12 protein-coding genes are annotated in these 13,099 nt (G+C 31.3%); 1 reads left to right on the top strand and 11 read right to left on the bottom strand.

Annotation, left to right across the window (positions count from 1 at the left end):
* Positions 1 to 304: 304 nt before the first annotated feature.
* Together F594_RS0107010 and F594_RS0107005 are read right to left on the bottom strand one after the other, a co-directional pair.
* Positions 305 to 1,330: a stalk domain-containing protein gene (locus tag F594_RS0107010; protein ID WP_019035043.1), complete on the bottom strand. Its 1,026-nt coding sequence runs from the start codon at positions 1,328 to 1,330 to the stop codon at positions 305 to 307.
* A 285-nt stretch (positions 1,331 to 1,615) separates the two neighbouring features.
* Positions 1,616 to 2,563, bottom strand: coding sequence for a D-2-hydroxyacid dehydrogenase (locus F594_RS0107005; RefSeq protein WP_019035042.1), 948 nt, complete (start codon positions 2,561 to 2,563; stop codon positions 1,616 to 1,618).
* Between the two features lie 241 nt (positions 2,564 to 2,804).
* Here F594_RS0107005 and F594_RS0107000 point away from each other — a divergent pair, with 241 nt between their 5' ends.
* Positions 2,805 to 4,160 carry an aminopeptidase gene (locus tag F594_RS0107000; RefSeq protein WP_019035041.1) on the top strand — a complete coding sequence of 452 codons (1,356 nt, stop codon included), beginning with the start codon at positions 2,805 to 2,807 and terminating at the stop codon, positions 4,158 to 4,160.
* A gap of 65 nt (positions 4,161 to 4,225) precedes the next feature.
* Here the strand turns inward: F594_RS0107000 and F594_RS0106995 are convergent, their stop codons facing one another.
* The 9 genes from F594_RS0106995 to F594_RS0106955 all read right to left on the bottom strand — a co-directional run bounded on the left by F594_RS0106995 (position 4,226) and on the right by F594_RS0106955 (position 13,072).
* Entirely contained in the window at positions 4,226 to 5,581 is a 1,356-nt protein-coding gene (locus tag F594_RS0106995) for an alanine/glycine:cation symporter family protein (protein WP_009345803.1), read from the bottom strand.
* A gap of 13 nt (positions 5,582 to 5,594) precedes the next feature.
* Entirely contained in the window at positions 5,595 to 6,521 is a 927-nt protein-coding gene (locus tag F594_RS0106990) for a nitronate monooxygenase (protein ID WP_019035040.1), read from the bottom strand.
* Positions 6,522 to 6,592: 71 nt separating this feature from the next.
* Complete coding sequence (locus F594_RS0106985; protein ID WP_026302316.1) at positions 6,593 to 8,272, bottom strand: sensor histidine kinase; 1,680 nt, start codon at positions 8,270 to 8,272, stop codon at positions 6,593 to 6,595.
* Between the two features lie 2 nt (positions 8,273 to 8,274).
* A complete protein-coding gene (locus F594_RS0106980; RefSeq protein WP_004826166.1) occupies positions 8,275 to 8,955 on the bottom strand; it encodes a response regulator transcription factor in 681 nt (226 codons plus the stop codon).
* 4 nt (positions 8,956 to 8,959) lie between these two features.
* Positions 8,960 to 9,586, bottom strand: coding sequence for a phosphate signaling complex protein PhoU (gene phoU, locus F594_RS0106975; RefSeq protein WP_009345788.1), 627 nt, complete (start codon positions 9,584 to 9,586; stop codon positions 8,960 to 8,962).
* A 1-nt stretch (position 9,587) separates the two neighbouring features.
* A complete protein-coding gene (gene pstB, locus F594_RS0106970) occupies positions 9,588 to 10,343 on the bottom strand; it encodes a phosphate ABC transporter ATP-binding protein PstB (RefSeq protein WP_009345736.1) in 756 nt (251 codons plus the stop codon).
* Positions 10,343 to 11,218, bottom strand: coding sequence for a phosphate ABC transporter permease PstA (gene pstA / locus F594_RS0106965; RefSeq protein ID WP_009345762.1), 876 nt, complete (start codon positions 11,216 to 11,218; stop codon positions 10,343 to 10,345). The genes pstB and pstA overlap by 1 nt, the downstream gene beginning before the upstream one ends.
* Positions 11,215 to 12,126 (bottom strand): phosphate ABC transporter permease subunit PstC, encoded by a 912-nt coding sequence (gene pstC / locus F594_RS0106960; RefSeq protein WP_009345783.1) that lies wholly within the window; start codon positions 12,124 to 12,126, stop codon positions 11,215 to 11,217. The genes pstA and pstC overlap by 4 nt, the downstream gene beginning before the upstream one ends.
* A gap of 25 nt (positions 12,127 to 12,151) precedes the next feature.
* Positions 12,152 to 13,072 carry a substrate-binding domain-containing protein gene (locus F594_RS0106955; protein WP_004826181.1) on the bottom strand — a complete coding sequence of 307 codons (921 nt, stop codon included), beginning with the start codon at positions 13,070 to 13,072 and terminating at the stop codon, positions 12,152 to 12,154.
* Positions 13,073 to 13,099 lie beyond the last annotated feature (27 nt).

Below are 13,099 nucleotides of genomic sequence, written 5' to 3'. Positions count from 1 at the left end.
ATTCCTACAGATATCATGGCTTTCCTTCTTTCTTTTTCTTTTGTAGTTTCTACCTGCACCATTACACTCTTTTTAGCTTGTGACACGGACGTTTTGCCCAACCTGCTTAACCGAATATGAATAATGAAGAGGTAGCTGACAGTTTTTTTGGCGGATGTTTCAACCCTAAAAGCACCTCGTCATACTACTTCTTCATTATACAAAAATAGTGCAAGATAGGTATTACTTCCTTTCTTACACTATTTATGGTACTAAATAAGGACCTCACAAGGAAGTCCTTATACTTTCATATTAAATTAAAAACTTATGCTGCTTTTTCAAATAATTTTCCATTTTTATAAATATCTTTTCCCTTACAGCATGGGCAAGCTTTACATTCTTCTAGTGTTTTATGATGACAACCACATCCGCAGTTGTAAATATCTTCTTTTGGTTCAACTTTCGGTTCAACTTTTGGTTCTTCTTTTTGGGGAGTTGTTGTATCTTCTACTTTTGTACCATCTGCTTTTTCAAATAATTTTCCATTTTTATAAATATCTTTTCCCTTGCAGCATGGGCAAGCTTTACATTCTTCTAGTGTTTTATGATGACAACTACATCCGCAGTTGTAAATATCTCCATCATTATTTACAGATTCATGCATCATTGAGGAATTTGATGAAGTTGAATCTTTCATTTTCTTACCACAAGAGCAAGAGTGTCCTGAAGAAGATTTTGCTGAGTCATTAGACGAATTATTTTTATGACCACAGCATGGGCACTTATTAAATTCGTCCATTGTATTATGCTTACATCCACAACTTGGATTATCACATTTTAATGGTGAATTTTCGGCAACTTTTTTTGTAAATAATTCTACAGTTTTTGTTTTTTCATCATACTTAATATCAACGCCAACAAGTTTTGAAACTTCTCTTATTTGTAAATAATTGTAACCATCTATCTTAGCACTAGATATTTTTTGAGACTTTCCATTTACTATTACTTCAGTTGTTGATAGTATTACTTTGTTTTTATCCTTTCCTATAGCTTTTAAATCATCAGCTACTTTTGCATAACTTTCGTTATTTTTAATAACTACAGCTTTTTTATTCGCATCATAGCATAGGCTAAATTTATTTGTAGTATCATTTAAAATAGCTGCAAAATCACGTAATTTAATATAGTTTTTGTTACTAATTAAATATGCTGGCAAATCGACTTCTTTACCATCTAAAACTACCTTTTGTGATGATTTCATTGCATCACTATTATTCTCTGCCGCAAAAACTGGCAAAACTGTTGATAAAATTAATGCCATTAATAATAAATAATTTATTATCTTTTTCATTAGTTCCTCCTAAATTTTGAATAAATAAATTTTTCACATAAAAATATATGAAATTTATTTTGATAATAGTATTATATTCTCATATAAGCAATTAATCAACTTTTTTGATAATAATTATTAAAATCTTTTTGAATGCTCATTGAAATTATTTAATAAGATAAGAATTATAAGTTATGTTCATGATAGAATAAAAAAATCGGCATGAAAGTTTTAAATTATCACGCCGATTTTTATAGATTAACTTATATTTAGAACTTAGCAAAGTTCAATTTATAAAAAATCTATTTACTTATTTTCTTTTAAGAATTCATCAAGATGTTGAAGTACTAAATGTCCAATATCATCTTGAGCATCAATTGTAGAACCACCGATGTGTGGTGACATATAAACTCTATCTAATTCAAATAATTTTGAAGAGATTGGAACATCTTGAGTATCAAGTCCGCCAGTTCCTAATTCATCAGCAAGTGTATCTAGGTTTGCTCCACCTAGTTTACCATTCTTAATGTATTCATAAAGAGCTTCTTCATCAATAACACCACCACGAGCTGCGTTAATAAGGATAGCACCATCTCTCATTCCTTCCATTTCTTTAGAAGAAATCATATTTTTAGTTTCTTTTGTTAGAGGAAGGTGAAGAGTGATTACATCAGAATTTTTTAAAACTTCATCAAGACTAACTAATTTAGCATAATCATATGGATTATTTTTAGGATCAAAATATGGATCATATGCTAAAACGTCCATTTTGAATACGTGAGCAATTTCTGCTACTCTTCTACCGATAGCACCATATCCTAAAATACCCATAGTCTTGTTTCTGAGTTCTCTACCAATCCATCTATACTTGTTCCAAATACCGCTTTTAACTTCGTTATTTGCTTGAACAGTATTTCTATAAAGGTCAAGTGCTTTTGAGAAAACAAGTTCTGCTACAGCGTTTGAATTTTGTCCGGGTGAATTCATAACTGGAATATTTCTCTTCTTGCATTCTTCTAAGTCTATATGATTAGTTCCTACTGAACCTACAAGAATAAGTTTTAAGTTTTTAGCTGCATCTAATATGTCTTTGTCTATAAATGGATCTACTCTCATAATAAGTACGTCTACATCAGGAATTAATTTAATTAATTCATCTTTTTTTGGAAGCATTACTTTTTTAAATTCAATGCCTCTTTCTTTTAAACCTTTATCAATTTCTTCTGACATTTGGTCAATTATTAATGCCTTCATTGAAATCCTCCTTATTTGTATTTCCTAAATACTATTGTAGAGGAAAAATTTATGTTTTTCAAGGCATTAAGCCGACTATTTAAATAAAGAACTAAATGCAACAAAAATTATTGTGTTAATTTTTTTTTCTAACTTTTTATCATTAAAATTTACTTTATGTAATTCCTCTTAGTGGAATTCATAAAATTCTTTTGACTATTTTTGTGAGCAAAATTATGATAAAATCATTATGGTGATAAAAATGAATATTTGGGAAAACATAGACAAAAAAACTTATGATGAGATTTTTTCATATTCAGAAGATTATAAAAATTTTTTGAACAAAGGAAAAACAGAACGTGAAGTCTGTGCTTTTATGGAAAAAGCAGCAAGGGAAAAAGGATTCAAAAGCTTAGAAGAGTATAAAGATGGACTTAAAAGGGGAGATAAAATTCTTTTCAACAACAAAAATAAATCTCTTGTTCTTTTAGTTTTAGGCGAAAATTTAGAAGATGGTTTGCACATAGTAGGTTCTCATATCGACTCTCCAAGACTTGATATCAAACAAAGACCAATATATGAAGATACAGGCATCTGTTACTTAAAAACACATTATTATGGTGGAATAAAAAAATATCAATGGCCAACAATTGAGCTTGCCCTTCACGGATTTTTTATTGATAAAAATGGGCAAAAACATAATATAGTAATTGGTGAAGATGAAAATGACCCCGTCTTTTATATAAACGACCTTCTTCCCCATTTGGCTAAGGATCAAATGAAAAAAACTGCAGACCAAGTAATTACTGGTGAAGCTTTAAATGTAGTTATAGGTCACAGCAAATTTGGCGTAAAAGATGAAAAGGATGGTCTAAAAAATAATCTTTTAAAAATATTAAAAGAAAAATATAATTTTGATGAAGAAGATTTCAAGGTAGCAGAATTTGAAGTCACTCCAGCCGCAAAGGCTCGTGATGTGGGTTTGGATAGGTCTATGATTTGTGGTCATGGTCAAGATGATAGAATTTGCTCTTACGCAAATTTTAGAGCTATATTGGATGTAGAAAATCCTAAAAAAACCGCAGTAGCTCTTCTTGTTGATAAGGAAGAAATTGGCTCTGTTGGTAATACTGCCATGTCATCTGCCTATTTTGAAATATTCCTTGGAGAAATTCTTGAAAAAATGAATAACTATTCCGACCTAAAGCTTAAAAAAGCTCTCTACAATTCTAAAGTTCTTTCCGCTGATGTTGCTGCAGGTTTAAATCCTGATTATAAAGATGTTCACGATGAAAAAAATGCTCCAATCTTAGGAGATGGTATTTGCATGGTTAAATTTACTGGAGTTAGAGGAAAAGGCGGCTCAAATGATGCTAATGCTGAATTTTTATATGAAATAAAAGAACTTTTCAATAGAGAAAATATAATATGGCAAACTGGAGAATTAGGAAAAGTTGATCAAGGCGGTGGAGGAACCATAGCTTATATACTTGCAGAACACGGAGCAGAAGTTGTTGATATGGGACCAGCCGTTTTATCAATGCACGCTCCTATTGAATTGTCATCAAAGGCAGATGCTTATATGACCTACAAGGCATATAAGGCTTTTATGAAATAATTTATAATTAGTATTAAAAAAGTCTAATCAGAAAATTATCTGACTAGACTTTTTTAATGTTGTATCTATTTTTTTCCAGGATAAAACTTAGGGTTATAAAAGTATTCATTTTTAAGTTCCACTGCTTCATTAGACATCAAGATAATTCCTATCATATTAGGAATAACTACAAAAGCTAACATTAAATCAAGAAGTGAATATAATTGTTCCAAATTTAGTAACAAGCCTAAAATTATAAATCCTATATAAATACATCTCATAATGATTGAAAACTTATGACCTAATAGGAATTCTGCTTGTTTTTCTCCAAAGAATATTATTACAATGATTGTTGATAAAACAAACATCAATAGTGCTATTGAAACAAATCCTCCTCCAATTGTTTTTCCTAAAACAGTTTGAAAAGCATATGCTGGCATAGTCGCTGCCATTTGTGGGCTTACTTTAGTCCATGCCCCTGATACAAGAACTACAAGGGCAGTAACAGTACAAACTATCATAGTATTTGAAAATATTTCAAAGACAGCCCAGATTCCTTGTTGTGCTGGAATTTCCACAGAAGCTGAGGAGTGTGCCGTTGTAGCTGTACCCATGCCAGCTTCATTAGAATAACATCCTCTTGCTATACCGTTTCTTATTCCTTCAGATAAACTTGCTCCCGCAAATCCACCAAGAGCAGCTGTTGGTGTAAAAGCATTTTTAAATATTGACAGAAAAGCTCCTGGTATTTCTCTAAAATTATAAAAAATAACTATGAGTCCGCCTATTATATATAACATTGCCATTAAAGGAACAAGTTTTTCAGTAAAAGATGCAATTTTTTTAATACCACCAAATATAACTAGACAAACAACTACTAGCAAAGCGGCTAATGAAATGTATTTATTTAATCCTAAATTCTCACAATTTTGTATAAAAGTTAGAGTTTGAGTTGAAATTGAAGGAGCAATTTCTATCATGAGCATGAAGGCAAAAATTGTAGCCAAAATTGGTATGGGAGAGCTTTTCAAATAATACATGGCACCGCCAACATATTCTCCATCTACACCTTTTTTCCTATATTTAATACCTAGAACAATTTCTGTAAACTTTGTAGCACATCCTACCAAAGCTGTGACCCACATCCAAAAAATTGAACCAGGACCTCCCAAGGCTATGGCAACTGGAACACCAACTATTGAAGAACCTCCTATACTTGATGCTAAAGCTGTAGTGGCTGCTTGAAAAGCAGAAACTGTACCTTCTCCTTCAGATTTTTTAAACATTGAACCAAAAGTATGTTTTAAAATATGTGGTAAATAACGAAATTGAAAAAATCCTAAACGGAACGTTAAAAATAAACCTCCACCTACAAGAATTATTAACAGCGGCAGACCCCAAAGCCACTCTGAAATTTTTACTAACGTATCTATAATGTTCATAATACCTCCAATACTAATTACAATTCCAAGTTTTTTTAACTTGTAAATAATCTTTCATAAGATTTTCTATTATATCTTTTAAACTTTCTATTTTATTTAGATAATAAATTCCTTGACCACAAAGAATAGAACCCATATCTATATCTCCATCCACTGCACGTTTAGTAGATCCAGTTGCAAGTTTAAAAAATTCATCCATATCTTTTGAGCCTATTTCAATTTCATTTAATCTTTTTGCAAGTGCATTTTTAATTACTCTTACCGGAGCTTTTGTTGTAATTCCTGTAACAATAGTATCTGAATCTTTGCCTTCAATTAAGGCTTTTTTGTAGGCTTCATCAATAGGGGTTTCTTCAGCAACTAATAATCTTGAACCTATTTGAACTCCGCTTGCTCCTAAAACCTCGGCGGCAAACATATGCTTTCCATTATAAACCCCACCTGCACAAATAACGGGAATATTTACAGAATCAACAATAGCTGGTAGTTCCGGAAAAGTATTTAAAGAACCAATATGCCCACCAGCCTCAGCACCTTCAAAAATTACTGCACTAGCTCCTAGAGCCTCAACACTTTTTGCCATTTTTATATTTGCAATAATAGGAATAACTCTAATCCCTGCATCTATCCATTTTTTCATATAAGGCTTAGGATTTCCTGCACCTACAGTAATGATATCAACTTTTTCTTCAATCACAACTTCTGCAAGTTTATCGATATCTTTATTTAAAATAACTACATTGACACCAAAGGCTTTGTCGGTAAGTGTTCTTATTTTTTTTATTCCACTTCTCACTTGCTCAGCAGTAAATCCTCCCGATGCAATTTGCCCTAAAGCTCCTAGTTCAGAAACTTTTGCCGCAAATTCGGCAGTTGATATATGTGCCATGCCTCCCTGAATAATTGGATATTTTATATTTAAAATATTATTAATATTCATAATTCACCTCTTTATTAGTATATAACAAATATATATTAATATCAAAAAAATAGAAATGCCAAAAGGCATTTCTACTCTTTTCTATTCTTGTAAAGGCTAAGGGTAAATTTAGTCCCAAGTCCCATCTTAGATGATACTTCTACATCTCCATCAATTGATGACAAAACGTGTTTTACAATGGATAAGCCTAAACCTGTTCCTCCAATTTTTTTTGATCGAGATTTATCAACCCTATAAAATCTTTCAAAAATTCTTTCTAAGTCATCGCTAGAGATTCCTATTCCTGAATCCACCACTTCCACAATAACTTTATCATTATCTTCTTTAATTAGTATATCTAAATTTCCATTATCTTTATTATATTTTATTCCATTATTGACTAAGTTCGAAAATAATTCCCACATCATTGTCTTATTTTCATAAACTATTCCTTGCCCCACAAGTTTAGTCTTGATATTTCTTTTTTCTATTTCAATTTTTTGAGTCTTAAAAATTTCTTCAATAAGTTCTCTTAAATTAATATTTTCTCTTACAAAAGTAGCTTCCTTTTCAAGACCCGATATTTTCATAATATCTTCAACTAAATTTAATAGCCTTTTTGAATCCCTATAAATCAACTGGTAAAATTCCTTCTTAGTTTCATCTGAATCGACCATATTATTAGCCAGAAGTTCAGAAAAACCACAGATTGAGGTTAGAGGAGTCTTTAATTCGTGACTTACGTTTGATGAAAATTCATCTCTTAATCGTAAAGCTCTTATAGATTCAGTTTCATCAATAAAAAGTAAAATAACACCCCTAACATTTGTTGCTTCAAAAACTGGATTGACATAAGATTTATATTCCCTTGTGCCAATTTTAATAATCTCTTCTGAATTTTTACCAGATAGAGCTTCTTCTACAAATTTTAAAATTGAATCATCTCTAATTAAATTTAAAATATTCTTTCCAATAATATTATTTGAACTATTAAAAAGATTTAAAGCCGATTTATTAACTGATAAAAGCTGCCTATTTTCATCTATAATAACTAATGATTCCTTCATATTTGATAAAATAGTTTCAATTGTATCTTTCTCCCTTTTAATTTGCCTAAGATTTTTTTCAATCAGTTCATTTTGACTATTAATCTTCATTATAAAGGGGCTAATTTCGGGAAATTCGTCAATATTAAAATCGGTCAAACTACCTTTAACATTAATAAGGGGTTCGAGTGTCTTTCTAGTAAAGTGGCTTGCCACTAAAATTCCTATTAAAAAAATTGCAAAAGATATAGTTAATAGCAAAGGTAAAATTTTTAAAAAAGCCCCCATTATGCTATCAACTTCCTTTGACAATCTTAAAACTTGGTCATTATTTAATAAAAATGAAACATAGTATGAATCTGTTGAAAGAGTTGTAGAAAATCTTTTACTTTGAGCAAATCCAAATTTTTTTGCATTTTGAAATTCCGGTCTATCTTTATGGGTTGGCAAAAATTTAGGGTTTTCATAAGTATCAAAAAGTACTTGTCCATTTTTATCTATTAGGCTTATTCTGAAACTTTTTGTATTTTTTGATAATTCTTCTAAATATGAAAGTTTATCTTCCTCTCTATCTGCACCTATTTTTAAAATATGGCACATTTTGAACAAATTTTCCTGTTCCACCTTGCTATAATTATTGTAATAAACAAATAAGGAAGAAATTGTTGATAGAAATAAAACTAAAAAACTTATGAGAACTAAATATTTTAATACACGTCTTTTCATGTTTATTCCTTACTTGAAAGCATATATCCGACACCTCTTATTGTCTTAATATACTTTCTCTTATCTCCTAATTTATCTCTTAAAAGCTTGATATGCATATCAACAGTCCTAGTTTCACCTTCATAGTCATAACCCCAGATATAAGTTAAAAGTTTTTCTCTTGAAATAACTATATCCTTATTTAATATTAGATATTTCAGAAGCTCATATTCTTTAAAAGTAAAATTTACAACTTTTTCATCAATAGTTACCAATCTTTTTAAATTATCTATAACTATACCATTGAATTTAATAAATTTTTCATTTGAATTTGTAGTATTGGCACGTCTTTCTATAGCACCAACTCTTGATAAAAGCTCCATTACAGAAAAAGGTTTTTTAATATAATCATCAGCGCCTAAATCCAAGGCTGAAATAATATCATATTCACCTGTCTTGGCTGTTATCATCATAACCCAAATTCCGGCGGTCATTGGATTTGCCTTTAACCTCTTTAAAATTTCAATACCGTCAATATCCGGTAGCATAATATCTAAAAGAACCAAACTCGGCAACTTAAGACTCAACTGATTAAAGAAATCTTTGCCGTTTTCAAAGCAACTTACCTCATACCCCTTGCTCTTTAAAGAATATTCAATTAACTTTAAGATAGAAGTATCATCTTCTACAACATAAACAATCATCTAATCATCCTTCTATTGAAAATATTACCCAATCAGCTATATTAACTGCGTGATCAGCTATTCTTTCAAGATATTTAGCTATCATAATAAAATCTATGGCAGCTGCCGGATCAAATCCGTTCCTAATTTCGTCAACCAGTTGATCTCTTATACTTACAAAAAAGTTATCAACTATGTCATCTTCACGATCAATTTTTTTAGCAACTTCAAGATCACCGTTTACAAAAGAGTTTATTGAATTATTTACAATATCAATAGTTGCTGTTGCCATTTTATAAATTATCGGAAACTTTTCATCATAACCATCCGGTAAAATCATACAAATTTCTGCAATATCTCTTGCATTATCCCCAATTCTTTCCATATCGGTTATCATCTTTAGAGCTGAAGAAACTCTTCTTAAATCTCCGGCAGCCGGTTGCTGTTCTACAAAAAGTTTCAGACAATGTTTTTGAATTATGCTTTCATAAATATCTATTCTCTCTTCATAATTATAAACTTCTTGTGCAACTTTTTCATCTTTTTCCTTAAATAAAGAGATGGACTTTTTAATTGCATTTTCAATTAACATTGACATTTCCAACAAAAGATTGTTCAGTTTATCTAAATCCTTGTCAAATCTTTCTCTCATATCAACCAAACCTCCCTGTTATATACTTCTCTGTTTTTTCATTCTTTGGATTTTGGAAAATATCCAAAGTCGACCCTTGTTCAACAATTACCCCATTTAAGAAAAAAGCTGTTTTGTCTGAAATTCTTGAAGCTTGTTGCATATTGTGAGTTACAATTACAATAGTATAATTTTCTTTTAAATCTTGAGCTAAATCTTCAATCTTTCCGGTTGAAACCGGGTCTAAAGCTGAAGTAGGCTCATCCATTAAAATTACTTCCGGATTAACTGCAATGGCTCTGGCAATGCATAGCCTTTGTTGTTGACCTCCGGATAAGGAAAGTGCACTTTTCTTTAAATCTGCTTTGACCTCGTCCCAAATAGCTGCTTGTTTTAATGAAGATTCTACAATTTCATCAAGCTTAGCCTTATTCTTAACACCATGAGTTTTTGGACCATAGGCTATATTTTCATAAATTGACATTGGGAAGGGATTGGGTTGTTGAAAAACCATACCGACTCTTTTACGAAGATTATTTACATCATAATTCTTTGCATAAATATTTTGACCGTCTAAGGTAACTTTCCCTTCTATTTTACAACCGACAACTAAGTCATTCATCCTGTTCAAACATTTTAGAAGAGTTGATTTACCACAACCGGACGGACCGATAAAAGCAAGAATTTCATTTTCTCTCACATCTAAATTTACACTGTGAAGGGCTTGAAAATCTCCATAAAAAAGATCTAAATCCTCCACCTTTATTTTTTCTTCCATTATTTAACCTCCATTAATTTACTTGCAAGTTTAGAAGAAATTGAATTAATAATTAAAACTAAAACTAACAAAACCATCCCTGTGGCATATGCTTCGCCTACATATAAGCCTTCAGATGAAAGCATATACATATGGAGGGCAAGAGTTCTTGAAGAAGCGCTTAAACTTCTGGGCATTGCGGTTGAAGTTCCTAATGTAAACATCAGTGCTGCCGTTTCGCCAATTACACGCCCAACAGAAAGAATAATACCTGATAAAATTCCAGGTATGGCTATGGGCAAAACTACCACAAATATTGTACGAAGTTTTCCTGCACCCAAAGCATAAGAACCTTGTCTGATGCTGGGATGTATAGATTTCAACGCTTCTTCTGTTGCTCTGATAATTATAGGCAAAATCATAATTGCAACAGTAAAGGCACCTGAATATATTGAGTATCCAAATTTTAACAGCATACCGAAAAATAACATTCCAAACAAACCATAAATAATTGACGGAATACCCGAAAGAGTTTCTGTTGCAAGTCTAATAGTTTGAACAAGTTTTGATTCTACATCAGTATATTCTACAAGATAAATGGCTGTAAAAATGCCTATTGGACTGGCTATAAGAATTGCCATTAACACCGTAATTACTGTTGTCACAATAGCAGGACCCATAGATACATTTTTTGTAGTGTAATGTAGCGAAAGCATTGAAAGTTTAAAGGAGAAAAGTCCTTTAACAATTACAAATACAACAATAAGCATTAGCATACCAAAGGTAAAAATTATTGAAAATCTTGAGAAAATTTTGTAATAAGATATTTTACCAAAAATATGCAAAGCTAAAGCAAGACCCACTAATGCTAAGATAAATCCCAATAAATATATCATCTCTTTTCACCTCTTTTTTTCATATAGAAGAATCCTATATTTATACATAAAATGAAAATAAATAATACGGCAGATGTTGCTATTAAAGCTTCTCTATGGGTACCTGAAGCATAGCCCATTTCCATTACTATATTAGTAGTCATTGTTCTAATTCCCTTTAATAAATTAAATGTTACTCTTGTTTGATTACCCGCAACAAGAATTACTGCCATTGTTTCTCCTATTGCCCTGCCCACTCCTAAAATTACTCCGGCAAAAATACCGCTTCTGGCTGCCGGAATCATAACTCTTGTTAAGGTTTCATCATGAGTTGCTCCTAATGAAAGTGAACCTTCATAATAGGATTTAGGAACAGTTCTAAGTGATGCCTCGGACATGGATATTATTGTAGGAAGTACCATTATCATTAAAAGAATTGATGCAGAAAGCATATTCATACCATCTCCGCCAAAAATAGCTCTGTTAATAGGTACAATAATATTAAGAGCAAAAAACCCGTATACTATTGACGGAATACCTGCCATTAAATTTAAACCCGGTTTTAAAAATTTATATATTCTTTTTGGACAGTCAAATGCCAAATAAGATGAAGCCATTATAGAAAGTGGAACAGCGCATATACAAGATACTGTTGTTATTACTAAAGAGCCTATAACTGTAGAAAGAATACCATAAGATGCAGGCTTATTTAGTGGTGTCCACTTAGAATTAAAAATAAAATCTTTTACTCCTATTTTTGCAATGAAGCTTATGGAATCTTTAAATATAAATATACAAATTAATAGTAAAAAGAAAATTGACAATATAGAACAAAGTAGGAAGAAATACTTAAATACTTCTTCCTTTGAAAATAACTTTGTTTGGTTTTTACTTTGGACTGCTTTCTTAGTTTGATCCATATATTTCATTCCAATCTTTGACCAAAAAACTATCTTATTTTACTTCTGACCATTGTGTCATTGATCCTGTAAAAATATCTTTTAATGATGCTAGAGATACATCTTCAGCAGGATTTTCCTTATTAACTATTACAGCTATACCATCTCTTGCTATTACATCAACCTTAACTTTTGGAGCTTCTTCATCTTTTAGTTCTCTTGAAGCCATACCGATTTGAGCTGTTCCGTCAATAGCTGATTGAATACCAGCAGATGAACCTGTTGCTTGAATGTCAGCTTCAAATTTAGGATTAAGTTCTTTATAAGCTTCAACTAATTTTTCCATAAGGGGAGTAACAGAAGTTGAACCTGCAATTGTTATATGGGCATCATTGTCAATAGCTGTATATGTCTTTCCACTAACTTCAGGTATATATTTTTCAGCTTCAACAATTTTTTGTCCTTCATCAGATTCGATAAATTTTAAAAGATCAAGGGCTTTTTCATCAGCACCTTCTTGATAGCAGATATTAAAAGGTCTTGCAATTTTATATTCACCTGATTTAACATTTTCAGGAGTTGCTTCAACACCTTCTACTTTAAGAGCCTTAACTGTATCGTTAAGAGAACCTAGAGAAATATAGCCAATAGATGCAGGGTCATTTGAAACTGTTGTAATTACTGCATCGGTTGAATTTTGAACGGCTGCTTCTTCAGTTGTATTATCAACTTCTTGTCCGTCTTTCTTTTCAAGAACACCTGTGATTTCTGTAAAAGCACCCCTAGTACCGGAACCAGCTTCTCTTGAAATAACATTAATCTTACTTAAATCAGCAGAAGCTGTTTCAGTCTTATTTCCTTCTGTAGAAGTATTTGCTGATTTGTTATTTGCGCTGTCTTTACTTGCTCCACAAGCAGCTAAAGTTGTGGCAAGTCCTATAACTATAGCTAATTTACCTAATTTTTTTAAATTCATTTTTCTCATCCTTTCAAAAATAATAGA

It is taken from the genome of Peptoniphilus lacrimalis DSM 7455 (assembly GCF_000378725.1).
GTDB classification, from domain to species: Bacteria; Bacillota; Clostridia; order Tissierellales; family Peptoniphilaceae; genus Peptoniphilus_A; species Peptoniphilus_A lacrimalis.
This window is presented reverse-complemented; position numbering and strand designations above follow the sequence as displayed.

Coding starts and splice junctions, on each gene's coding strand:
- F594_RS0107010 (WP_019035043.1), bottom strand. CDS start 1,330: ATGAAAAAGATAATAAATTATTTATTATTAATGGCATTAATTTTATCA.
- F594_RS0107005 (WP_019035042.1), bottom strand. CDS start 2,563: ATGAAGGCATTAATAATTGACCAAATGTCAGAAGAAATTGATAAAGGT.
- F594_RS0107000 (WP_019035041.1), top strand. CDS start 2,805: ATGAATATTTGGGAAAACATAGACAAAAAAACTTATGATGAGATTTTT.
- F594_RS0106995 (WP_009345803.1), bottom strand. CDS start 5,581: ATGAACATTATAGATACGTTAGTAAAAATTTCAGAGTGGCTTTGGGGT.
- F594_RS0106990 (WP_019035040.1), bottom strand. CDS start 6,521: ATGAATATTAATAATATTTTAAATATAAAATATCCAATTATTCAGGGA.
- F594_RS0106985 (WP_026302316.1), bottom strand. CDS start 8,272: ATGAAAAGACGTGTATTAAAATATTTAGTTCTCATAAGTTTTTTAGTT.
- F594_RS0106980 (WP_004826166.1), bottom strand. CDS start 8,955: ATGATTGTTTATGTTGTAGAAGATGATACTTCTATCTTAAAGTTAATT.
- phoU (WP_009345788.1), bottom strand. CDS start 9,586: ATGAGAGAAAGATTTGACAAGGATTTAGATAAACTGAACAATCTTTTG.
- pstB (WP_009345736.1), bottom strand. CDS start 10,343: ATGGAAGAAAAAATAAAGGTGGAGGATTTAGATCTTTTTTATGGAGAT.
- pstA (WP_009345762.1), bottom strand. CDS start 11,218: ATGATATATTTATTGGGATTTATCTTAGCATTAGTGGGTCTTGCTTTA.
- pstC (WP_009345783.1), bottom strand. CDS start 12,126: ATGAAATATATGGATCAAACTAAGAAAGCAGTCCAAAGTAAAAACCAA.
- F594_RS0106955 (WP_004826181.1), bottom strand. CDS start 13,072: ATGAATTTAAAAAAATTAGGTAAATTAGCTATAGTTATAGGACTTGCC.